Origin of the sequence: Vibrio olivae, assembly GCF_042428525.1 — a bacterium.
Taxonomy (GTDB): Bacteria; Pseudomonadota; Gammaproteobacteria; order Enterobacterales; family Vibrionaceae; genus Vibrio; species Vibrio olivae.
The window spans coordinates 26,469-49,880 of record NZ_JBHMEP010000005.1 but is presented as its reverse complement, the minus strand read 5'-3'; the positions used below and the strand labels follow the sequence as shown (position 1 = coordinate 49,880).

At 48.5% G+C, this 23,412-nt stretch carries 24 protein-coding genes; 10 read left to right on the top strand and 14 right to left on the bottom strand.

Annotated elements, in window-relative coordinates:
• The first annotated feature begins 223 nt into the window (after positions 1-223).
• The 6 genes from gmk (at position 224) to ACFFUV_RS15370 (ending at position 8,011) form a co-directional block, all read left to right on the top strand.
• Positions 224-844: a guanylate kinase gene (gmk, locus tag ACFFUV_RS15395; RefSeq protein WP_390194472.1), complete on the top strand. Its 621-nt coding sequence runs from the start codon at positions 224-226 to the stop codon at positions 842-844.
• Between the two features lie 101 nt (positions 845-945).
• Entirely contained in the window at positions 946-1,218 is a 273-nt protein-coding gene (gene rpoZ / locus ACFFUV_RS15390) for a DNA-directed RNA polymerase subunit omega (protein ID WP_093277863.1), read from the top strand.
• Between the two features lie 37 nt (positions 1,219-1,255).
• Entirely contained in the window at positions 1,256-3,373 is a 2,118-nt protein-coding gene (gene spoT, locus ACFFUV_RS15385; protein ID WP_390194471.1) for a bifunctional GTP diphosphokinase/guanosine-3',5'-bis pyrophosphate 3'-pyrophosphohydrolase, read from the top strand.
• Positions 3,374-3,455: 82 nt separating this feature from the next.
• Positions 3,456-4,142, top strand: coding sequence for a tRNA (guanosine(18)-2'-O)-methyltransferase TrmH (trmH, locus tag ACFFUV_RS15380; protein WP_390194470.1), 687 nt, complete (start codon positions 3,456-3,458; stop codon positions 4,140-4,142).
• A 139-nt stretch (positions 4,143-4,281) separates the two neighbouring features.
• The gene (gene recG / locus ACFFUV_RS15375; RefSeq protein ID WP_390194469.1) at positions 4,282-6,360 is read left to right on the top strand and encodes an ATP-dependent DNA helicase RecG; all 2,079 of its coding nucleotides are present in this window, start codon (positions 4,282-4,284) and stop codon (positions 6,358-6,360) included.
• 244 nt (positions 6,361-6,604) lie between these two features.
• A complete protein-coding gene (locus tag ACFFUV_RS15370; RefSeq protein ID WP_390194468.1) occupies positions 6,605-8,011 on the top strand; it encodes a uracil-xanthine permease family protein in 1,407 nt (468 codons plus the stop codon).
• Positions 8,012-8,076: 65 nt separating this feature from the next.
• On the opposite strand, the gene cysQ is transcribed toward ACFFUV_RS15370, so the two are convergent.
• From cysQ to ACFFUV_RS15350, 4 genes are all read right to left on the bottom strand, one after another.
• Complete coding sequence (cysQ, locus tag ACFFUV_RS15365; protein ID WP_390194467.1) at positions 8,077-8,904, bottom strand: 3'(2'),5'-bisphosphate nucleotidase CysQ; 828 nt, start codon at positions 8,902-8,904, stop codon at positions 8,077-8,079.
• Between the two features lie 20 nt (positions 8,905-8,924).
• Positions 8,925-9,473 carry an ADP compounds hydrolase NudE gene (gene nudE, locus ACFFUV_RS15360; protein ID WP_390194466.1) on the bottom strand — a complete coding sequence of 183 codons (549 nt, stop codon included), beginning with the start codon at positions 9,471-9,473 and terminating at the stop codon, positions 8,925-8,927.
• Positions 9,474-9,628: 155 nt separating this feature from the next.
• Positions 9,629-10,216, bottom strand: a complete 588-nt coding sequence (nfuA, locus tag ACFFUV_RS15355) for a Fe-S biogenesis protein NfuA (protein WP_390194465.1) — start codon at positions 10,214-10,216, stop codon at positions 9,629-9,631.
• A gap of 97 nt (positions 10,217-10,313) precedes the next feature.
• Positions 10,314-11,003 (bottom strand): phosphoribosyltransferase family protein, encoded by a 690-nt coding sequence (locus ACFFUV_RS15350; protein ID WP_390194464.1) that lies wholly within the window; start codon positions 11,001-11,003, stop codon positions 10,314-10,316.
• Positions 11,004-11,089: 86 nt separating this feature from the next.
• Here ACFFUV_RS15350 and bioH point away from each other — a divergent pair, with 86 nt between their 5' ends.
• Both bioH and ACFFUV_RS15340 read left to right on the top strand, forming a co-directional pair.
• On the top strand, positions 11,090-11,884 hold the full coding sequence (gene bioH, locus ACFFUV_RS15345; protein WP_390194696.1) for a pimeloyl-ACP methyl ester esterase BioH: 795 nt from the start codon (positions 11,090-11,092) through the stop codon (positions 11,882-11,884).
• Between the two features lie 163 nt (positions 11,885-12,047).
• A complete protein-coding gene (locus ACFFUV_RS15340) occupies positions 12,048-12,518 on the top strand; it encodes an ATP-dependent Lon protease (protein WP_390194463.1) in 471 nt (156 codons plus the stop codon).
• 144 nt (positions 12,519-12,662) lie between these two features.
• Here the strand turns inward: ACFFUV_RS15340 and ACFFUV_RS15335 are convergent, their stop codons facing one another.
• Positions 12,663-14,981: a Tex family protein gene (locus ACFFUV_RS15335; protein ID WP_390194462.1), complete on the bottom strand. Its 2,319-nt coding sequence runs from the start codon at positions 14,979-14,981 to the stop codon at positions 12,663-12,665.
• Between the two features lie 91 nt (positions 14,982-15,072).
• On the bottom strand, positions 15,073-15,561 hold the full coding sequence (gene greB / locus ACFFUV_RS15330) for a transcription elongation factor GreB (RefSeq protein ID WP_390194461.1): 489 nt from the start codon (positions 15,559-15,561) through the stop codon (positions 15,073-15,075).
• A 148-nt stretch (positions 15,562-15,709) separates the two neighbouring features.
• Here greB and ompR point away from each other — a divergent pair, with 148 nt between their 5' ends.
• Positions 15,710-16,429 (top strand): osmolarity response regulator transcription factor OmpR, encoded by a 720-nt coding sequence (gene ompR, locus ACFFUV_RS15325; RefSeq protein WP_390194460.1) that lies wholly within the window; start codon positions 15,710-15,712, stop codon positions 16,427-16,429.
• A 61-nt stretch (positions 16,430-16,490) separates the two neighbouring features.
• Positions 16,491-17,801 (top strand): two-component system sensor histidine kinase EnvZ, encoded by a 1,311-nt coding sequence (gene envZ / locus ACFFUV_RS15320; RefSeq protein ID WP_390194459.1) that lies wholly within the window; start codon positions 16,491-16,493, stop codon positions 17,799-17,801.
• 75 nt (positions 17,802-17,876) lie between these two features.
• On the opposite strand, the gene ACFFUV_RS15315 is transcribed toward envZ, so the two are convergent.
• From ACFFUV_RS15315 to gspG, 8 genes are read right to left on the bottom strand one after another with little or no spacing between them, the layout of a single operon-like run.
• Positions 17,877-18,632 (bottom strand): type II secretion system protein N, encoded by a 756-nt coding sequence (locus ACFFUV_RS15315; RefSeq protein ID WP_390194458.1) that lies wholly within the window; start codon positions 18,630-18,632, stop codon positions 17,877-17,879.
• Between the two features lie 4 nt (positions 18,633-18,636).
• A complete protein-coding gene (locus ACFFUV_RS15310) occupies positions 18,637-19,128 on the bottom strand; it encodes a type II secretion system protein M (RefSeq protein ID WP_390194457.1) in 492 nt (163 codons plus the stop codon).
• Positions 19,125-20,351, bottom strand: a complete 1,227-nt coding sequence (gene gspL / locus ACFFUV_RS15305; protein WP_390194456.1) for a type II secretion system protein GspL — start codon at positions 20,349-20,351, stop codon at positions 19,125-19,127. The genes ACFFUV_RS15310 and gspL overlap by 4 nt, the downstream gene beginning before the upstream one ends.
• Positions 20,314-21,336, bottom strand: coding sequence for a type II secretion system minor pseudopilin GspK (gene gspK, locus ACFFUV_RS15300; RefSeq protein ID WP_390194455.1), 1,023 nt, complete (start codon positions 21,334-21,336; stop codon positions 20,314-20,316). The genes gspL and gspK overlap by 38 nt, the downstream gene beginning before the upstream one ends.
• Positions 21,326-21,982 (bottom strand): type II secretion system minor pseudopilin GspJ, encoded by a 657-nt coding sequence (gspJ, locus tag ACFFUV_RS15295; protein ID WP_390194694.1) that lies wholly within the window; start codon positions 21,980-21,982, stop codon positions 21,326-21,328. Before gspJ ends, gspK begins: the two co-directional genes overlap by 11 nt.
• Complete coding sequence (gene gspI, locus ACFFUV_RS15290; RefSeq protein WP_390194454.1) at positions 21,972-22,352, bottom strand: type II secretion system minor pseudopilin GspI; 381 nt, start codon at positions 22,350-22,352, stop codon at positions 21,972-21,974. Before gspI ends, gspJ begins: the two co-directional genes overlap by 11 nt.
• Positions 22,336-22,929, bottom strand: a complete 594-nt coding sequence (gene gspH / locus ACFFUV_RS15285) for a type II secretion system minor pseudopilin GspH (protein ID WP_390194691.1) — start codon at positions 22,927-22,929, stop codon at positions 22,336-22,338. Before gspH ends, gspI begins: the two co-directional genes overlap by 17 nt.
• A 37-nt stretch (positions 22,930-22,966) precedes the next feature.
• Positions 22,967-23,410, bottom strand: a complete 444-nt coding sequence (gene gspG, locus ACFFUV_RS15280) for a type II secretion system major pseudopilin GspG (RefSeq protein WP_390194453.1) — start codon at positions 23,408-23,410, stop codon at positions 22,967-22,969.
• Positions 23,411-23,412 lie beyond the last annotated feature (2 nt).

The following is a 23,412-nucleotide window of genomic DNA, read 5'->3' as shown; positions in this document are numbered from 1 at the left end:
CAAGTAAAGCGGCGTGTTTGTCCTAATCAATAACAATCATCAAAAGGGGAGAATCATCACACACCTCTTGAGAAGATCCTTAGGATCGTGCTACTCTTCGCCTCCATTTTTCTGACCTAAATTTCGCCATTGACCACTGCGAAAACCATCAGGTCAGTGCTATCTTTAAGTAATGTTGAGCAGTGAGTTCGGCATTCTATCCAACCCAAATTGGAACCGAATAATGGGCAAAGGTACGTTATATATTGTCTCTGCACCGAGTGGCGCAGGGAAGTCGAGCTTAATTTCAGCTTTGATAGAGAAAAACCCGACTTACGCAATGAAAGTTTCGGTTTCTCATACCACACGCGGCATGCGTCCTGGTGAACAAGATGGTATTCACTACCACTTCGTTGAAAAAGAGCAGTTTGAAGACTTAATCAAGCAAGACGCCTTTTTAGAATACGCTGAAGTGTTTGGTAACTATTACGGAACCTCTCGTCCGTGGATTGAAAAAAATCTTGAAAAAGGTATCGATGTTTTTCTCGATATTGACTGGCAAGGCGCGCGTCAAATACGCGAACAAATGCCAGAAGCCAAAAGCATCTTTATTCTGCCACCATCGAATGGTGAGCTTGAACGCCGCTTAAACGCGCGCGGTCAAGACAGCGAAGCGGTCATCGCGAAGCGTATGGCAGAAGCAAAATCGGAAATTTCGCACTACCACGAATACGATTATGTCATCATCAATGATGACTTTGATGGCGCACTGGTGGACTTTAAAGCCATCTTACGCGCAGAAAGATTGAAGCAAGATAAGCAAGCTGCTAAATATAAAGGTATGCTTGACGCCTTACTTGCTTAATAATGTAAAAAATAGCAATCGTGCGCGTGGCTAGAATCCACTCGCATTAGGTTGTATAATTTCTCGTCATTCAAAATTTTAGTTAACTATTTGGAGTTCTCATGGCACGCGTAACTGTTCAAGACGCTGTTGAAAAAGTTGGCAACCGTTTCGACCTTGTTCTAATTGCGGCTCGCCGCGCACGTCAAATGCAAACTGGCGGCAAAGATTCTCTAGTGCCTGAAGAGAACGATAAGCCAACCGTGATTGCACTTCGTGAAATCGAAGATGGGCTTATCACGAAAGAAGTACTTGATGCACGTGAGCGTCAAGAACAACAGGAACAGGAAGCCGCTGAGCTTGCTGCCGTAAGCAGCATCGCACACAGCCGTTAATTCCTGCATCGACTACATCTACGTTCAGGCCTGAAGTTTGTATCTATTTGATAGCCTCAAAGACGTTGCCCAAGAATACCTAACAGAGCCTCAAATTGAGGCTCTGCGTCAATCTTATGTGGTAGCGAAAGATGCCCATGAAGGGCAAACCCGCTCTAGCGGTGAACCGTATATCATCCACCCGGTGGCGGTGTCTCGTATTTTGGCCGAAATGCGTCTGGATATCGAAACCCTGCAAGCCGCACTGCTTCACGATGTGATTGAAGATTGTGATGTCACCAAAGAAGAACTCGAACACAAATTCGGTTCGACGGTGGCTGAGTTGGTGGATGGCGTTTCAAAACTCGACAAGCTCAAATTTCGAGATCGCAAGGAAGCCCAAGCAGAAAACTTTCGTAAAATGGTTCTTGCCATGGTGCAAGACATTCGCGTTATTCTGATCAAACTGGCCGACCGTACACACAATATGCGCACTTTAGGGGCTCTACGCCCTGATAAGAAGCGCCGCATTGCTCGTGAAACTCTCGAAATCTACGCACCGCTTGCTCACCGTCTTGGTATTCACAATATTAAAGTCGAACTCGAAGAGTTAGGCTTTGAAGCCTTGTACCCCAACCGTTATCGCGTGTTGAAAGAGGTACTAAAAACGGCTCGCGGCAATCGTAAAGAGATGATTCAGCGGATTCACAGCGAAATAGAAGGTCGCTTAGAAGAAGTGGGAATCAAAGCTCGCGTATTAGGACGTGAGAAAAACCTCTATTCGATCTACAACAAGATGAAAACCAAGGAACAGCGTTTCCATACCATTATGGACATTTACGCGTTCCGGGTGATTGTTGAAGATGCCGATACTTGCTATCGCGTACTGGGTCAAGTTCACGGTCTGTATAAACCTCGTCCTGGACGGATGAAAGATTATATCGCGGTGCCAAAGGCCAACGGATATCAATCGATTCATACCTCGATGGTTGGTCCACATGGGGTGCCTGTTGAAGTACAGATTCGTACCGAAGACATGGACCAAATGGCGGATAAAGGGGTTGCAGCGCACTGGTCATACAAAGATCGAAGTGACACTTCTGGCACCACAGCCCAGATCAAAGCCCAACGTTGGATGCAAAGCTTGCTTGAACTCCAGCAAAGCGCAGGTAACTCGTTCGAGTTCATTGAAAACGTGAAATCTGATCTGTTCCCAGATGAAATTTACGTCTTCACACCAAAAGGGCGCATTGTCGAACTTCCTGCGGGCGCAACCGCGGTTGACTTTGCTTATGCGGTACATACTGACGTAGGTAACACCTGTGTCGGTGCGCGCGTGGACCGAAATCCGTATCCACTCAGTAAAGCGCTGAAAAGCGGTCAAACCGTTGAGATCATTAGTGCGCCGGGTGCACGTCCAAATGCAGCATGGCTCAACTATGTCGTGACGTCACGGGCACGAACCAAGATTCGTCAAGTGCTGAAAACCATGCGCCGTGAAGAGTCAGTGACTCTTGGTCGTCGCCTACTCAATCACGCCTTAGGCGATCTCTCACTGACAGATATCAGTGAAGAAAACGTCAACCATGTGCTCAACGACCTGAAAATTCCAAGTGTCGATGAACTGCTGGCGGCGATTGGCTTAGGTGAATTGATGAGTATTGTGATCGCTCGACGCTTACTTGGAGATGCGGACGAATTAACGGAAGTGCAAAACGAAGGCAAACCACGCAAGAAACTGCCAATTCGTGGCGCTGAAGGTATTTTGCTGACGTTCGCTAACTGTTGTCATCCTATACCCGATGATCACATCATTGCCCACGTCTCGCCGGGTCGTGGCTTAGTGGTTCACCGTGAAACCTGTCCAAACGTGCGTGGTTACCAGCGCGAACCGGATAAATACATGGCTGTGGAATGGTCTGATGATTATCAGCAAGAGTTTATTACCGAGTTGAAAGTCGATCTGCAAAACCGTCAGGGTGCGCTGGCTGAACTCACCAACGTGATTTCGCAAACCGGCTCCAATATTCACGGCCTTTCGACCGAAGAACGAGACGGACGCTTGTATACCGTGACCGTGCTGCTGACGACCAAAGATCGCGTGCATTTAGCGGGCATTATGCGCAAACTCAAAGCCATGCAACAAACGCTGCGGGTGCGTCGCAGAAAGAACTGATCATCCTATACTCAATAGCAAATGCCCTTACTTAAGGGCATTTTCATTTTCACTCCTTACCTTTATTAGTTAGAACGTTGTTATGAATCCTGAACGTTATCAACGCATTCAACAGGTGCTCAAAGCGCGCCAAGTCGACTTAACCCTGTGCCTAGAAGAAGTCCACAAGCCAAATAATGTCTCTGCAGTCATTCGCAGTGCAGATGCCACAGGCCTACACAAGGTCCATGCTGTATGGCCTAATGATCAAATGCGCACTCTTAGCCATACCTCCGCAGGCGCGCGAAATTGGGTTGAAGTCGAGCCCCATGACACGATTATTGACGCGGTTACCGAGCTGAAATCTCAAGGTATGCAGATTCTCGTCACCAACTTATCAGCAACTGCCATCGACTTTCGCGAAGTCGATTACACCAAGCCGACAGCGATTATTCTTGGTAGCGAAAAACGAGGGATTTCTCAGGCAGCACTTGACCTTGCAGACCAAGATATCGTGATTCCAATGGTCGGCATGGTTCAGTCATTGAATGTCTCGGTGGCGAGTGCGGTCATTTTGTATGAAGCGCAGCGCCAGCGACAAGCCGCTGGCATGTATGATCGTGATATCAGCCAACTGCCGGCAGAGACCATCCATCGCATTCTGTTTGAACGTGGACACCCTGTCTTGGCTAAAGTCGCCAAACGTAAAGGGTTAGCTTATCCAGCACTTGATGAACAAGGTCAAATCCTCGCAGAACCGGAATGGTGGCAAGAGATGCAACGCGGCTAAATTCACGCTTTCAGCCGCGATATGTGTTTCATGCTATTGAAATTACGCGACCTTATTCGCTCTCCATCACTTTTCCCTGTACAAAAACACAGCTCAATGGTTAACTAAACATAATTATATTGTGAGTGATGAGAGCCCTATGTCCCAATTACTGTCCGCCATTCCTCTAACTTCTTTATCTGGCGTTGGTGCCAAAGTCGCAGAGAAACTGGCAAAAGTGGGGCTCAATAGCGTCCAAGATCTGCTTTTTCATCTCCCGTTACGTTACGAAGACCGTACGCGTATCTATCCGATGGTCAAACTTCATGCTGGGCTTTGGGCTGCGGTACAAGGTAAAGTGATGAGCGTCGATACCTTATTTGGGCGGCGTAAGATGTTAACGGTCAAAATCAGCGATGGTAACGGTACCGTCACCCTACGGTTTTTCAACTTTACCGCAGCGATGAAAAATAACTTCGCTGAAGGCAAAGCCGTGCATGCGTACGGGGAGATAAAACGAGGAAACACCGGGTTAGAAATCATTCATCCTGACTACAAATTTTATGCGCCGCAACAACAACCTGATGTTGAAGCGCATCTGACGCCTGTTTATCCCACCACGGAAGGGTTGCGCCAAGCAACGCTACGCAACTTGACAGACCAAGCGCTGGAACTGCTTGATAAATCAGCCGTTCAAGAGTTACTGCCTAGCGGCTTATATGACCATCAACTCTCACTCGGTGAAGCGCTGCACATAATTCACCGTCCTTCGCCAGATATCGCCCTCGATCTATTTGATGAAGGAAAACATCCGGCGCAACTGCGATTAATTATCGAAGAACTTCTCGCCCAAAATTTATCCATGCTCGCGGTACGCAGTCAGGGGCAAAAAGATAACGCGCTTCCCCTTGCCGAAATCCATCAGTTAAAAGACAAATTACTTGCCAAACTGCCCTTTTCACCGACCAATGCTCAAGCAAGAGTCGTCAAGGAAATCGAACACGACTTGGCTCAACCACATCCAATGATGCGTTTGGTTCAAGGCGATGTAGGCTCGGGGAAAACCTTAGTCGCTGCACTGGCGGCGGTGCGTGCGATTGAGCACGGGTATCAAGTCGCATTAATGGCGCCGACCGAACTTCTGGCAGAGCAGCACGCGATCAATTTTTCCAATTGGTTGGCAGAAATGGGTATAGAGGTGGCTTGGTTAGCCGGAAAACTCAAAGGCAAAGCAAAACAAGCAGAACTGGAAAAAATCGCGTCTGGGCAAGCAAAAATGGTGGTCGGTACTCACGCATTGTTCCAAGAACATGTGACGTTTTCTCACCTTGCGCTGGTTATCATTGATGAACAACACCGCTTCGGAGTTCACCAGCGACTAGAGCTGCGTGAGAAAGGCGTAAAACAAGGCGCTTTTCCGCATCAATTAATCATGACCGCGACACCGATTCCGCGCACATTAGCCATGACTGCCTACGCCGATCTCGAGACCTCAATCATTGATGAGTTGCCGCCAGGACGCACGCCCATTCAGACCGTCGCCATTCCCGACACCAAGCGCGACGATATTGTTGAGCGTGTGCGCCATGCCTGCGTCAATGAAGGTAAGCAAGCCTATTGGGTATGCACGCTGATTGATGAATCGGAAGTATTAGAAGCACAAGCCGCTGCCGATACCGCCGAAGAACTGCAAGCCAAATTACCGGATGTCAAAATTGGTTTAGTCCACGGGCGAATGAAGCCCGCAGAGAAACAAGCTGTAATGCAGGATTTCAAAGATAACAAACTGCATCTTTTGGTTGCCACCACAGTGATTGAAGTCGGCGTAGATGTACCGAACTCAAGCCTGATGATCATCGAAAACCCTGAACGCTTAGGCTTAGCACAGCTCCATCAGTTACGAGGACGAGTCGGACGGGGTTCTGTCGCCAGTCACTGCGTTCTGCTTTACCATGCTCCGTTGTCGAAAACCGCGCAGAAACGCCTTGGTGTGCTGCGTGAAAGTAACGATGGTTTTGTGATTGCTCAGCGAGATTTAGAAATTCGTGGCCCTGGTGAGCTGCTGGGCACGAAACAAACTGGCCTTGCTGATTTTAAGATTGCAGACCTGATTCGAGATCAGCGTTTAATTCCAGAAGTTCAGCGGATCGCAAGGCACATTCATGATCACTACCCTGACAACGCCCAAGCTATTATTGACCGCTGGCTCGATAATCGTAATGTTTACGCCAAAGCTTAAGCTTGAAAATGTACAGCGATTAGAGCTTTAGGGTTACCATGATCCAAATGCTTGCATTGCTGTTTACTCAAAAAAGCAAACGTTTGCCTTTTTGAGTAAAACCTCTATAATTCCCGCCTAAATAATCGGCAGCTCGCTGCTCATCTCGATTTGAGTGAATTCTGATTAACAGCAATCACAGATGATGTATTCACTCGCCCCCAACTCCCCATTCAGCGGAGTTTGGTTAGCACAGGAATAAACTATGAAATCCACACCCGCGCCTAAATCGGAGCTCGTTTATCAATTAAATGATCGTCCACCTTTGCCTCAAACCGTTTTTGCTGCCTTACAGCACTTACTGGCGATGTTTGTGGCGGTGATTACACCTTCTTTAATCATTTGCCAAACCCTTGGCGTTCCAAGCGATCAAACCAACACCATTATCAGCATGTCGCTGTTTGCTTCTGGTATTTCTTCGTTTATTCAAATTCGAACCATCGGTCCTATTGGCTCCGGATTGCTCTCGATTCAAGGCACAAGCTTTAACTTCCTTGGTCCAATCATTGGCGCAGGTATGGCACTGCAAGCCGGTGGTGCGGACGTACCTACGATGATGGCGGCGATCTTTGGCACCATCCTCGTCGCCTCTTTTGCCGAAATTTTATTGTCGCAAGTCCTTGAATATGCACGCCGCGTTATCACGCCTCTAGTATCCGGCATCGTCGTCACCTTGATTGGCTTAACTTTGATTCAAGTTGGGCTCATTTCTATGGGCGGCGGCTATGCGGCAATGGGCAATGGTAGTTTTGGACAGTTGGATAACCTCGCATTAGCAGGCGTGGTATTGGCATTGATCGTAGTTCTTAACCGTGCCAAGAGCCCCTATATTCGTGTGGCGTCAATCGTCATTGCGATGCTGGTCGGCTGCTTACTGGCCTATGCCCTTGATATGATTGATACGAGTTCCGATGAGTCAACGAGTCCATTGATGGCTTTACCTATTCCAATGCAATTTGGCCTTGGCTTTGATTGGTCCCTGTTTATTCCACTCGTGCTGATTTTCTTTATTACGGCATTGGAAGCCATTGGTGATATCACTGCGACCTCAGAAGTCTCAGGTGAACCCGTCAAAGGCCCCGTCTATATGAAACGCATTAAAGGCGGGGTGCTCGCAGATGGTTTGAATTCGGCTTTAGCTGCCGTATTTAACAGCTTCCCCAATTCAACATTCAGCCAAAACAACGGCGTCATCATGCTAACCGGTGTCGCCAGCCGCTATGTGGGTTATTTTATCTCGGCTATGCTGGTCATTCTTGGGCTATTTCCTGGCGTCGCGACGATGGTACAGCTTATTCCTGAACCCGTTCTTGGTGGAGCAACCATCGTTATGTTTGGCACCATTGCCGCCGCAGGCATTCGTATTATCTCTCGCGTAGAGCTTGATCGTCGCGCCATACTGATTATGGCGCTGTCGTTTTCAATGGGACTAGGTATCGCTCAAAAGCCAGAAATATTGCAGTTTATGCCTGAGTTTATTAAAAACATTCTCTCTTCGGGTGTCGCAGCAGGCGGTTTAACAGCCATCATCCTCAACCTGATTTTGCCTGAGACAGAGACAAGCCAAGAGGCTCAAAAAGAGGTCAACACATCGACGCAATCAAAAGCTTAATCTTGGTTTATAACATCAAAAAAGGTGGCATTATCGCCACCTTTTTTTATACCACTGACTCTTGATTAATCTTTACGCTGCAGAATATCCTGCCAAGGTAGGGACTCATCGCCCAGCACAATAAAGTTTGGATTCTCTAAGGTATCGCGCTGGTTGTAAGAGAGCGGCTCCAGCACAGTACTTAATATGCGGCCACCCGCTTCTTCAACAATGCACTGCGTCGCGGCGGTATCCCATTCCCCTGTGGGGCCCAAACGCAGATAACAGTCAACCGCACCTTCCGCGACCAAGCATGCTTTTAAAGCCGCCGAGCCCAATGGCACTAAATCGTAATTCCAAGCACTGTTCATGCGGCTGGTAATACGGTTGATATCTTGACGACGACTGATTGCCATCGCAATAGGAAAGCCCGAACCCGCATGTTTATGGGTCTCAATCGCGACACTTTCGTCCATATCAGGAATTTTCCATGCCCCTTTGCCGTGATAGGCGTAATAGGTGACACCAGAAATGGGTCCATAAACAACGCCCATCACAGGACGGTTGTTCTCGATTAAGGCGATAATTGTGGCAAAGTCACCACTGCGTGCAATGAACTCTTGTGTGCCATCCAGAGGGTCGACTAACCAGTAACGCGCCCATTGAGCTCGCTGAGCTAAGCTAATGTCCGCGGCTTCTTCGGATAACACCGGAATGTCCGGCGTTAACTCAGAAAGCTTTTCAGTAATCAATTTATGCGCTGCGATATCCGCGCTAGTGACCGGTGTATCATCGCTCTTGATGAACTCTTGATACTGCTTCTTTTGATAAATATCGAGAATTACTTGCCCGGCCGAACGTGCAATTTCAATCACATTCGGTAGCAGATGGGAGAGATCTTTGGTCGTCGGCATCAACAACATCCTTAGCGCGATTACGGGGTCAAAATACGCAACGCTAACATCAACGCAGTGATGCAGCGTGCTTCACAAAAATCGAGGTGAGTCAGTAACTCTTCCGCTTGCGCTAATGGCCAGCGCACAATTTCTAACGGTTCGGGCTCATCCCCTTCTAACTTTTCTGAGTATAGATCTTGAGCAACAAATAACGTCATTTTGCTGGAAAAATAGGACGGTGCGAGAACCACCTCTTTCAACGGCGTAAGCTGATTGGCGCCCATACCAATTTCTTCTTTGAGTTCTCGGACTGCCGCTTGTTCTGCGGTTTCGCCTAAATCAATCAGTCCTTTGGGAAAGCCTAATTCATAACGTTCAGTGCCCGCACCGTATTCGCGAACCAACAGCAGATCCCCTTGTTCAGTCACAGGCACCATCATGACAGCATTGCGACCACTTGGACGCATTCGTTCATAAGTTCGTTCCACGCCATTACTAAAACGTAAATCCAGTGATTCAACAGCAAAAAGACGAGATTGAGCCACTGTTTGCTTGGCGAGTATTTGTGGCAGAGTCCGTTTACTCACGTGCCCGCTCCTTCGATTTAACAAGTGTTGTTAATATATGAGAAAAAACTATGGCTTGAAAAGGTCAAAGCAGAGAAATTGCCGCTTTGCTGACCTTACGCTAAAAAATAAAAGGGTTGGCAATGCCAACCCTTTGAATTTCATGTGCAACTTACTTAGTAGTAAGAGTGTTCACCACGATCATGCTCTGTCGCATCACGAACGGCAGTGAGTTCTCCTTCAAACTGTTGAAGAAGTTCTTTTTCAATGCCTTCTTTCAACGTCACATCGACCATTGAACAGCCGTTGCAACCGCCACCAAATGACACAATGGCAACACCATCATCGGTGATTTCAACCAAACTCACATGACCACCGTGACCGGCAAGCTGTGGGTTCACTTGGGTTTGAATCGCGTACTCCACACGCTCAATCAGAGGTGCGTCATCAGACACTTTGCGCATTTTGGCGTTGGGCGCTTTTAGTGTCAGTTGTGATCCCATTTTATCGGTCACAAAGTCAATTTCAGCGTCTTCAAGGAATGGCAAGCTGAGTTCATCCACGTAAGCAGAAAAATCACTAAACGCCAATTCAGTATCGGTACCTTCGACCGCTTCAGGTGGGCAGTAAGAAACGCCACATTCCGCATTTTGTGTTCCAGGATTAACCACAAACACACGAATGTTAGTGCCTTCTGGTTGCTGAGCCAGCAGCTTAGCAAAGTGGGACTGGGCGGATTCAGTAATAATGATTGTATTTGACACGACGAATACCTGAGTAAATTTGTAGGCTATTTACTGACCATTCTACTCCTGTGAAATTTGAGATCTAGCCCTTTTCTCCAAATCACTGATGCCAATCTTAATCTTTGGGCTCCGGAGTACGACATAAACAGTAAATATCGATGCTTTTGACACCGCTCGCAAGCAGTAATTGCGACAAATGATACACCGTGCTTCCAGTGGTCATTACGTCATCAACAATGGCAACATGGGGATAACTTGGCGGTTTATCAATAGTAAAAGCGTGGCGTAAGTTACGTTTGCGCTGGGCTTTATTCATACCTTGTTGCGGTAAGGTATGTTTCTGTCGCCGAAAAAGGCGGGGCTCAAACTGGCAATCCAGTTGCTGAGCCAAATGCATAGCAAGCAGTTCACTTTGATTGAACCCCCGCCACCAATGCCGACGCCAATGCAAAGGCACACAAGTGATGATTGGTGGCGGATGATCAACCCGTACTGCCAACAACTGCGCGAGCCATGGCGCAAGCCAAAACTGCCGCTGATATTTCAGTTGTTGAACAAAAGCGGCAAGTGGCGGCTGATAATCTCCAACACACACAACGCGTTGCCATGGCGGTGGATGGCGTAAACACTGCCCACACATTGCAACCGATTGTAGCGTGGGTAGCCCGCAACGAGCGCAACGCGGCTGTGTCAAAAAGTAGCGCTGACAATACTGGCAAATCGGTTGATGATTGTCCGTAGGATCAATCGCCAAACGGCAGATTTCACACCAACGAGGAATGCAGCTCGCCAGCGTGCTCAACATGGCTTTTCGCCGCCAATTGGTTAACATAGATGAAAATAGATTCCGGCTCATCGCTTTACTGTGCATGCGCCAACATCCAGAAAGGACTGAAAAAAGTGCATACTTTCGCGAGCGACTCAGCAAGTTTATATTGGCATACGCAAGGGCAAGGCCCGGATCTGGTTCTTATCCACGGGTGGGGCATGAATGGTGCGGTATGGCAACCCACCATCGACATTCTCAGCCAGCACTTTACTGTGCATGTCGTTGACTTGCCAGGTTTTGGTCACAGTGCTTTACGCCATGCATCGTCCCTAAAGGAGATGGCGACTCAGGTACTTGAACAGGCACCACCGCACGCAATTTGGCTCGGTTGGTCACTGGGCGGTTTAGTTGCCAGTCATATCGCGATTCATCAACCTCAACGAGTAGTAAAACTGATCACTGTCGCCAGTTCACCTAAGTTTGCGGCGGAAAAACCGTGGCGTGGCATTCAACCGCAAGTGCTCACTAACTTCACTCAGCAGTTAATGGAAGATTTCCGCCTAACCATAGAACGCTTTATGGCACTGCAAGCCATGGGCAGCCCTTCTGCGCGCCAAGACGTTAAACAGATAAAACAAGCGGTCTTATCCCGCCCAGAACCCAATCCTCACACATTACTGAGCGGGTTAACCATGTTAGCGGAGGTCGATTTACGCCAGCAATTAGCATCGATTCAAGCACCCGTCTTACGACTTTACGGACGATTAGACGGATTGGTGCCAGTCAAAGTCGCTAGCGATATGGACACTTGGCTGCCAAAGAGCGAAAGTCATATATTCCAAAGCTCTTCACACGCCCCCTTCATTACAGAGACGGAAGCCTTCTGCCAGAAAGTTGTCGCCTTTTCTGGACAATGATAAGTACTTACTTACGTCAAGAGTCACATTATTTAGGAAACAAGTCACCAAACGTAAAAAAAGTCGCCAAAACGCTAAATTTTTGACCAATTAGGCCGATAACAGACTAACCAACAACAAGAGCACTTGGGTTGGGAAGGGCGATGCTCGGGAGGTCTCGACTATGATCGTGTCACCAACGAACATTAGTGTGCCACTTATCGCCCCATCAGTGAATGTGCAGACCGAGCAGGTCTCTCGAGACAATAAAGTTCGTGAGCCAATTGCTCCCACTTTTGCAATGTCGAAATCCAATGCAGAACGTGGCGTAAAAGCTGATGACAAGCGGCGCAAGCAGTCTTCTTGGGATCCTTCGGAACATCCAAGTTATGACTCAGAATATGAGCCAACTGTCCGAGAGCGCTACTCTGAAGATCCACGTGATACTTTAGAGCGCCTATTCCGATTACTGTCACTCGATAACTATAGCGAGGAGCAAGGAAAAGGTTATGCCATGCGCTTTCGTTTGCCAAAGCACATCATTGATGCAGCGATAACCGAAGGGAAAATGGAGCGGCGGCGTACCGTGATAAAATACCATTACGGCCATGCCATCGTCCCTAACACTCCCTCGGAGGTAATCGCGGTACTGTAGTCTTTTCACTAAAAGAGAGTACCGTTTTTAAATGCCCACGGCGCGCAAGCAAAGTGGGTATTTTTTTGAGCTAATTGTGAGCGTAGCCGAACAAAAAAAGCCAGCATCACGCTGGCTTTTCATTTCAAGACGAAAGCAACAAGGTTAACGGCGTTTGGCGTTTGCAAAAGCCTCGGCAAATGCGCCACCTAAATCGCCACCACCCGAATTGTTGTCTCGGCTGCGCTGCGGTTTGCGCGTCTGTCCTTTTGGAGCCTGAGCACGAGGCTGACTGCGATTATCTTGCCCTGGCTGATCATTAAGACGCATCGACAAGCCAATACGTTTACGCCCAGCGTCAACTTCCATGACTTTGACTTTCACAATGTCACCCGCTTTGACCACTTCTCGTGGATCAGAAACATAGCGATCAGTCAGCGCTGAAATATGCACTAAGCCATCTTGGTGGACACCAATATCCACAAATGCGCCAAAATTAGCCACGTTGGATACGACGCCTTCAAGTACCATTCCCGGCTCAAGGTCTGAAATTTCATTGACACCATCAGCAAAGGTCGCGGTTTTAAACTCAGGACGCGGGTCACGCCCCGGTTTGTCCAGCTCTTTGATAATATCGCTAACGGTTGGCACCCCAAAGGTATCATTCGTGTAATCCACCGCTTTTAAACCACGTAGAAACTCACTATCGCCAATCAAACCCGCCACCGGTTTATGATTCTTTTCGGCAATCGTTTTAACTACGGGATAAGCTTCAGGGTGAACGGCGGAGGCGTCGAGTGGATTTTTTCCACCCATAATACGCAAGAATCCGGCACACTGCTCAAAGGCTTTCGGCCCCAAACGGGCCACTTTCTTGAGTGTACTTCGCGATTCAAAACGGCCATTATCATTCCGGTAATCAACAATATTCTGAGCCAGCGTACTCGATAAACCCGCAACACGAGTCAATAACGCTGGCGAGGCGGTATTCACATCCACCCCCACTGCGTTTACACAGTCCTCAACTACTGCGTCCAAACGTTTCGCTAGCATCGCCTGGCTCACATCATGTTGATACTGACCAACACCAATCGATTTCGGGTCAATCTTGACCAATTCAGCCAGAGGATCTTGTAAGCGACGAGCAATGGAAACCGCGCCGCGCAGCGAGACATCCATATCTGGAAACTCTTTGGCTGCCAGTTCAGAAGCCGAATACACCGAGGCGCCGGCTTCACTGACCATGATTTTTTGTACTTTTAAATTGCCGCGTTTAATTAAGTCCGCTGCAAAGGCGTCGGTTTCACGTGAAGCCGTACCATTACCGATCGCAATTAAATCGACATTGTATTTACGCACCAAGCTCTCGACCACATGCATCGCTTTGTCGTACTGTTTCTGTGGTGGGTGCGGATAGATAGTATCGGTCGCCAACACTTTACCGGTTGAATCCACAACAGCAATTTTAGACCCAGTACGTAGCCCCGGGTCAAGACCAAGCGTGGCGCGAGGCCCTGCGGGCGCGGCCATCAATAAGTCTTTTAAGTTGGTCGCGAAGACCTCAATGGCTTCAATTTCCGAACGCTCTTTCAACGCCCCCATTAATTCGGTTTCCATGTGCATGGAAACCTTGATGCGCCATGCCCAGCTGATCACTTGCTTACGCCATCCATCGGCGGGCGCATCACTGAGATCAATTCCATAATGCTGAGCAATCAACGTTTCACAATACGATTGACGTACCCCCTCGTCCTGATCGGGGTCAGCATTGATAGCCAAACTCAGGAAGCCTTCATTGCGTCCGCGTAACATGGCGAGCGCACGATGCGATGGGACACGGCTGAGCAATTCATTATGCTCAAAGTAATCTTTAAACTTCTCGCCCTCTTGCTGCTTGCCATCAATCACGCGAGAGACCAATTCCGCATTACGGTTGAGGTAGTGACGGACTTTTTCAAGCAAATTCGCATCTTCTGCGATGCGCTCCATGAGTATCGCTCGCGCACCATCAAGGGCCGCTTTGGTATCCGCGACACCTTTATCAGCGTCGATAAACGACTGAGCGAAAGCCTCTGGCTCATGCTGAGGCTCATTCCATAACGTATCCGCCAGCGGCTCAAGCCCTGCTTCAATCGCAATTTGACCTTTGGTGCGACGTTTAGGTTTATAAGGCAGATAAAGGTCTTCAAGACGCGTTTTGCTGTCCGCTTGACGGATTTCTTGCTCGAGATCCGGCGTTAATTTGCCTTGTTCTTGAATCGATTTGAGAATCGTTTGACGACGCTCGTCAAGTTCTCGTAGATAGGATAAACGGCTATCAAGGGTACGTAGTTGGGTATCATCCAACCCGCCAGTGACTTCTTTACGGTAACGGGCAATAAATGGCACGGTGTTACCGTCATCAATTAAGGTCACTGCCGCGTTGACTTGCTCAGGGCGAACGTTCAGTTCGTCAGCAATCAGTTTACAGATAGCTTGGCTCATCCGTGGAATCTCTTGGTTGTTCTAACTATGTCAGTCTATATGAGGATTAACGAGCGCCGTTTCTAGTCTTAGCCGTCGTCACTCGTTATTTTTATGATGCTTTTGCCGCACAGTACTCAATTTGGTTGATGAACCACTCTTTTTCGCCTTCCGGCGTTCGAACCGTAAATTCATCATCGACCTCTTTTTTGAGTAAAGCTCGCGCCATTGGCGAATCAATCGAGATATAATCTTTAGCATCGCCATAGATTTCGTCGGGGCCAACAATGCGAAAACGCTTAATGCTGCCCTCTTGGTTTTCAATTTCAACCCACGCACCAAAGAAGACTTTACCTTCTTGTTGTGGGGAATAATCGACAACCGTTACCTGCTCAAGACGTTTGCGCAGATAACGCACTCGACGATCAATCTCGCGTAAGCGCTTTTTATTGTATTGGTAGTCGGCGTTTTCACTGCGATCACCAAGGCTCGCTGCCCAAGTTACTTTCTTGGTAACTTCAGGGCGCTCTTCACGCCATAAAAAGTCTAATTCTTTTTTTAAACGATCATAGCCTTCGCGGGTGATTAGGTTAGTTTTCATAATCTTGACGCTCTTTAATTGCAACGACCCAATACATTAGCTAAAAAGGAAATAAACGTTAACAATTCTTTGCGCCACTTGGGTCAGAACAGTGTTACATTTTGAGATCCCTCAAGGGGTTAGTCGTTGAAATAGGTGGAACCAGTATATGCAAGACAATTATAAGATTCTCGTCGTGGATGATGATGCTCGGCTACGTTCACTACTAGAACGCTATCTGTCCGAACAAGGCTTTCAAGTACGCAGTGTCGCCAATGGCGAACAAATGGATCGCCTCCTGACGCGTGAAAACTTTCACCTAATGGTCCTCGACCTGATGTTACCAGGCGAAGATGGCTTGTCCATCTGTCGACGTTTGCGCAGTGCAAACAGCACTCTACCGATTTTAATGCTCACCGCCAAAGGCGATGAGATTGACCGTATCGTTGGTTTGGAAGTCGGTGCCGATGACTACCTACCTAAACCGTTCAACCCACGTGAGTTGATGGCGCGTATCAAAGCGGTACTGCGTCGCCAAAATGTTGAATTACCCGGTGCGCCAAGTTCGGAAGAAGCGATCGTTGAATTTGGCGAATTTCGTTTGAATCTGGGCACGCGAGAAATGTTTCGGGGTGACGAACCAATGCCTTTAACCTCAGGTGAGTTCGCAGTGCTCAAAACCTTAGTAACGAATGCCCGTGAGCCGATGTCGCGCGATAAATTAATGAACATGGCGCGAGGCCGTGAATACTCGGCGATGGAACGTTCTATCGACGTGCAAATCTCACGTTTACGTCGTATGTTGGAAGTAGACCCCAGCAAGCCTCGCTACATTCAAACCGTGTGGGGACTCGGTTACGTTTTTGTTCCCGACGGCAAACAGATGTAAAGTATTTTTTGCTTAAGCCCGGCAAACCTGCCGGGTTTATTGTTGATGGTAAGGACTCTCTATGCGTTTTCGCAGTTCATTTACTCAATCGATTCTTCTGTTTCTCACCCTGCTCATTGGCAGCCAGATTTACTCGTATTACGCTGTTTTTAACTATGCGCTGCTGCCAAGCTTGCAGCAGTTCAATAAGATTCTAAGCCACGAAATTAACCTCATCCTTAAGGAACCACTGGACCAAGATGGGGATTTAAATATGAACGCGCTGCAGCGTCGGCGGGTCTTGGAACAACTCGGTGTCACGGTACACAGTGAAGACAGTGATGTGGAAGCGCGCTACCAGCATGCGATGAAAATCGATTTGATGAGCGAAGAAATGAGCAAAGAGTTTGCCTCGCCGACTGAAGTGCGCATGAGCCAAGGGGAAAACAGTTATATCTTGTGGATGAAGACCGATATGTTGCCCGGCTTTATCATGCGCGTACCGCTCTCGGAACTGCAAGAAGAGGACTTTGCGCCACTATTTCGCAACAGCATTATCATGGCGCTGCTGATCATTGTTGGTGGCTGGTTGTTTATTCGTTGGCAAAATCGCCCACTGATCGCCCTAGAAAAAGCCGCTCAACAAGTCGGACGTGGCGAGTTTCCACCCCCACTACCGGAAAAAGGCGCACTTGAGATACGTTCTGTTACGCGGGCGTTTAATAAGATGTCAGAAGGCATTCAAGCGCTGGAAGAGGATAGAAACTTGCTGATGGCAGGCATCAGTCACGATATTCGCACTCCGCTCACACGCATTCGCTTAGCGACCGAAATGATGTCACCGGAAGACGGTTATCTCGCGGAAGGCATTATCAGCGATACCGAAGAATGTAATGAGATCATCGGCCAATTTATGGATTACTTAAAACCGGTTAATCAGCAATCATTTAGTGCGGTTGATGTCAATGAAGTCGCTAGCGATGTAGCAACCGCTCAAGGTGGCTATGAACTGCAAATAGAAACGGCATTATGCACTAAAATCAAGCCTGCGACTGGCAGCGAGATCGCCATTAAACGTGCGGTCACCAACTTGGTAGTCAATGCGATTCGCTACGGTAATGGCTGGGTAAAGGTTTCGACCGGCATGACCGCCGACAACAAACTGGTGTGGGTGTGTGTCGAAGATAATGGCCCAGGCATTGAGCCACACCAAGTCGACAAGTTGTTTAATCCATTTACCCGCGGAGATACCGCTCGTGGCAGCGAAGGCACCGGGCTTGGCTTGGCCATCGTTAAGCGTATTGCCAGCCAGCACCAAGGTGCGGTGGCGGTGAGTAATCGCAGTGATGGTGGGCTTAAAGTTCAATTAAGCTTTCCAGCCCATTCAAGCTAAACACTTGAATAACATGATTATAAATAGGGAGCCAAATGGCTCCCTATTTATTTTCTTCTCAGTGTCGATGACCGGTTAAAACCGCCCATTGTAATCAAACTGGTATTGACCATTGCGACTTGGCCGTAAGTACTTGAGTTGCTCACTCAACTGCTGAGGGAACTCCTCCTCTGGCTTAAACCAAGCGTTCGTTTTATAACGACGGTTTTGCTGCATCGTGGCACTAAACCCACTGCTCACTTGCGCGCTCTGCTGCGAGCCTTTAACGTCGATAACATTATCATGGCAGCTGATATCGGCAATGATTGGGCCCGTTGTTAACTCGCCAAGCGGGGAGCCAATCTGTTGAGTATTCCACACCAAAGTGCCTTCACCTTGGTGACAATACGGCGCCGCATATTGCAGCGACTGAATTGTCAGTTCTAACTGGCCTTCTAAGGTCAGTGGTACCGGAAGACGTGGTAAATAGGGCAGCGCATTGGCGACGGGAATCGACGCGACGACATTTTCAGCATACGGCCCAGACAATCGATAACCGACTACGCCACGCCCAATCATATCGACATCGCTACCACGTCCAAAACGAACTTTGGCTTGGAGATCAGCGGTCAACAGCTGCCAAGCATTCACATTCCACTGCAACTGCCCATAATTCTGACCTTGCCAGGCGACATTCTGTGCTTGACCATTCCAGACAGTACCTGAAACGCCTTCAATACTGAGCTCGCGAGGTAATGGCAACCAATTCACTACCTTCGCTGGCATATGAGCCACGGCACTTGCCACGAAGATCACCACCAAACCCAGCCCAAGTAATAGGTATTTTTTCACGGCATCATCCTTTAATAAACTGCAGACGCTTCACTTCAACCATCCCTTCGGTATCCGCTTTATCTACGTCAACAAACATAGCGTTTACCCCTTGCTGCTGACGCAGATAGGCAATCCAATCGACCAGTCGATTAAACGGCATGGGCTGCACCCACACTTGCATCATGTCGCCTCGAGGTTGGACTCGAACTAACTCAATATCAAAACGACGCGCCGAGGAGGAGATAATTTGGTTGAGCGGCTGATCTGAGAAGGTTTTTCCTCCCTGCTGGCGCAATTGAGTAATGGTATTCGCTTTATCTTTGACCCACGATAGTAGCTGCTTCTCGCTGGCTAAACGCTGCTCAGCCTGCTGCGCTTGTTCGGCCAATGGCTGCCACATTCCCCAATAGATGATACCAAGGAGCAGCAAGGCACCGCCGCCCATCAACAAGCGTTGTTCACGCTGCGTGATGCTCGACCACCATTTCTGAGCCAAAGCAATCCAGTTTTTCATCCATCTGCTCCTGTGCGGCGCTTGAGTACAAAGGTGCCGTTGACCAATTCTCCCGAGCGATTGAGCTGCCCTTGTTCTACAACGAATTGATTGGCTAGCGCTTCACGTGCACTCTCAAAGGTTTCAAAATCTTTGCTGCTGGCTTCCAAATGCAGCTCTTGACGATCACTATCATAGCGTAAGCTATTGATTGACAAACTCTTCACTGAGCTCAACGCCTGAGGCAATTTATTCCACCAAGTCAACACGGTATCACTTTGGGACCCACCGGAGAGAAGATTAATCTCACTGTCCATTTCACGACGTAAGTAACTCACCGTCGGAATGCGGCGCTTGCCAGTGACCGAACGGAAAATACGCTCACTCTCTTGGCGATATTCGTCAGCCTGAGCTTGTAGATTGCGTTGCACTAACCAATTATGCCCCATCGAGACCACCAACAAGACCGCCGCAGCCACCGCCACTTTTTGCCATATTTTCCAGTAACGTCCCAACGAAGATTTGGCTTTAAACTCACCGCTCAATAGGTTGATTTTGCTCTGCAATGCTCCCTGAGCCAGCAACTCCATCACTAAACTTGGCTCGCCATTTCGCCACTCTTGTTCAGGGGCGAGCGACAGAGCAGGTAACGGCGAGTACGCTACCAGCGGCAAAAATTGCTCATCTTGCTTCACCCAATCTGAAGCGGCGATCATCGATAACCATTGGCCATCAACGCCAATCGCTTGATAAGCCGATTTTTTGAGTAACCATTGATCCGCGATTTCGACCGCGCTGATTTGCCCATCCTCCGTGGGCAAAGCAAACGCGTCAGGCAACACCTGCTTAACGCTTAAGCCACAGCTGGCCAGATAGGTTAAGCAGTCACGAAACCAACTTTTTTCAATCGCACAGACTGTCGCAACCCCTGCTTGTTTACTGATGATCGAAAAATGCAGCTCATCCACATCTTGTGCCAATTCATCTTCCAACAAGTACGGCAGCATGCTTTCAAACTGTCGCGCACCACCGGGTGGAATCTCTACAGTATGGTTAATCACATCTTGGCTTGAGACCAACAAAATCACGTTACGCAGCTCAGCATAAGGCGTCAATTCTGGAATCGCATCCCAGTTGGCGACTTCACCACTCGCAATCACTGCCTTCTGTAGCTCAGACCACGCGAGCCACTGAACGGGTGATGCCTTATTGCTGCTCAGTCGAACGATTAGAAACTCGTTCACCGATTCCTCCAAAGCGACGACGAACCACCGTCGCAGTTTCTCGATTATCACTAAATAATAAACTGCGGATACGAATTCTTGATTCGCTGACCTTCACTTGAGCATCAAGCTCAAAATAGGCACTATCAACAGTGACATGTTGTTTTAGGTCGTCGAGCTGACTATCGCTCAACTCTGTCAATTCGGGACTAGCAAGAAAATCATCAATCTGCCCCCAACCATCGTAAGGTCGCCCTTGTAGTAAGCTTTGCATGCGTGACTCATTGGCCTGAGGCCCCATAAAGGCCGCCAATAGCACTGCTTGCTCCGGCAATAGCGTGTTGACGTTTAGCTTCAACTCATCACTAGGAAGCGCGCAAACGTATGGAGCGAGCTTTTGCATAACATCCCCAGTCACCTGATAAACAGCGCGCAATTCACTGCTATCCGCCACCCAGTTATTGGCGGCAAGGTAAGGCGGCGACATCGACTCGTACGTACTGTCTTCAACACCAGAGATGGTATCGACGCTATCATTGCGGTCGACAAACTCTTGCATGGAATGAGCAATAGTTTCCGCTCGGTACGCTTCAATATCCAGCAGCTGAAGCAGCCGCTGCAGAACTTGTGTCGCGTAAGCGGTTTGTTGGCTTGACGTTTGCTCAACACTGCCTAGCGCATTGAGGTTAAAACACGCCTGCTTATCATAAATTCGCCCACGTAACTCACCAAACTCCAGCGGATAGGTTTGCTCTTGCATCGCCCAAGGCTGAGAAAGGTTAATCGTATCGTTGTCGGTGTAGCTCTGTTCTATCGCCACTTTAGCTAGCGCTTCGGCACCAATCGCATACCAATACGCTTGCTGGTAGTTAACCTGATTTTCAGCGCGATGAAATTGACTAAACAAGCGCTCTGACATAGTGGCCGCAATAGTCGCCATCATCGCCACGATCAACAAGACAACAATCAAAGCGACGCCGCGCTGACGAGAAGAATTAACTGTCATTAGACGAAGACTCCTCACCACTATTAGTGCGCGGCGCACTGCCATTAGTAAGGTAGATACGCTCAATTTCCCCATAGTCTTCAAGCGTGAATGTCAACGCAACCGCCACGGGGATTTGATTGGTTTGCTGCCACTCTTCAAGCCACGCTTGCCCATCATAAAAGCGCATCGACCAAGACTCGACTTGGCTAAGTAGCGGGCGAGACAAGCTTTCCTGCCCAGCTGGCGTATCTGGGTAGCGCCACCAAACACGCTCTAGCACACCGTCTTTAATTCGATAGCCAACCTTGGTCACTTCACCACGCGGAAATTGCTGCTGTGGATTCTGCCATCCACCACGTACGAACAGCAGGCCTTTGAAGTCAGAGTCCAATAGATTGTCTTGCCATAACAGCATTTCAGCACTCGGCTCATCGCCTTCACTGCGCATCGTACGCGCCGTCATCTGACGAAAATCGTTGTCCATCACGATCACCGCGCGTTGTATTTCTTTAAGCCGCTGAGACTTTTCCGCCGAGAGTTCATTACTTCGGCTAACTTGGTTGAGCACCTGATATGCGCCGACACTTAAGCTCGCAAAAATGGCAATCGCCACCAGCACTTCGATTAACGTAAACCCTTGATGAAGTTGTCGATTACGGCTCAACATAACTGCTCACTGTAATAATCGGCGTGCCTTTTTCACTACTGGCGACACTCACCGTAAATGCTTGCAATAAGTCACTGGCGGTTTTTACTGGCGTCTCTTGCCAGTACCACTCTTGCCCGGCTAGCGATTGCTTGCCTTTTTGCGCCGTCACCTTGCCATCACTTAACATCACAAGAGCCATGCGGTTATCGGCAACCATCGATGCAAAGGTTTTTTCTTCTAAGTAGCTGAGCGTATTGACATGCTGGCTGACGGAACGAATGATCGCAATCGCCGCGGTGGCGAAAATCGCCAGCGCCACCAAGACTTCAAGTAATGTCATCCCGCGCGAGGACAAAAGCGGTCGCTGATTATTGCAGATCATCATCACGCTCTCCCGGAGCTAACAACACAATAGCGCCATTTTCTTTCGCTACCACTCGCCAGCCTTCATCAACGCCCACTTCAGGGGGATGGAATGAGATTAAAAATGCCGTGACTTCGCCACTTGAGGTGATCAACACCTCGGGCGCGGGCAGTGCTTTCTTATCGCCCTGCTCTTGCTCAGCGAACATGTTTTCATCAAACAGTGAACTGTTCGGGTCAAACAAGCGGTCTTTATCCTGCCAAGCACTGCTGCCCAGCTCAAAATGCACCGCAACACCGTCTTCAACTTGGGTTTGGTAGGGAATATCACGCAGCGTCAGCTCCTGCCAACCTTGATCGCCTAGTTGCATCAGATCATAACGCGACTTTTGCTCATCAACATGCAACCCAAACTCCTTCCCGCTCAACAATGCTTCATCATTAAGAACTTGAATGCGCTGAAAAAACCGCTCTGCCTGCTGTTTAGCAATATCGGTTGAGCTGGAGGGAAACGTTGAGATCACCGCTACCGATGCCACCGAAAGCAGCACCAGTACCAGCAAAATCTCAAGAAGCGTAAATCCATTTCGACGCGGCATACAGGCTAAACGGGCAGGAAAATCCTGCCCACACTCATTACTGATAATCTTGCAAGTTCCAGTTACCGATATCAGCATTAACGCCTTCACCGCCTTCTTGACCATCGGCACCCAAGGTAAAGACATCGATACGGCCTTTATCGCCTGGGCTCAAATATTGGTAATCGTTGCCCCAAGGGTCAGTGGGTAGACGTTTAATGTATCCGCCATCACGGTAATTACGTGGCTCTGGGTTATTGGGTTTATTGACCAATCCTTCTAAGCCTTGGTCTGTGGTTGGGTACACGCTGTTATCCAGTTTGTACATATCGAGCGCGTTTTCCAACGCTACAATATCGGTAATCGCTTTTTGCTGGTCAGCTTTTTCTTTGTTACCTAATAAGTTAGGCACAACAAAGCTGGCTAAAATACCCAAAATGACCACGACAACCATGACTTCTAATAAGGTAAAGCCAGACTGCTTCTTATTCATGCGTTTCATTT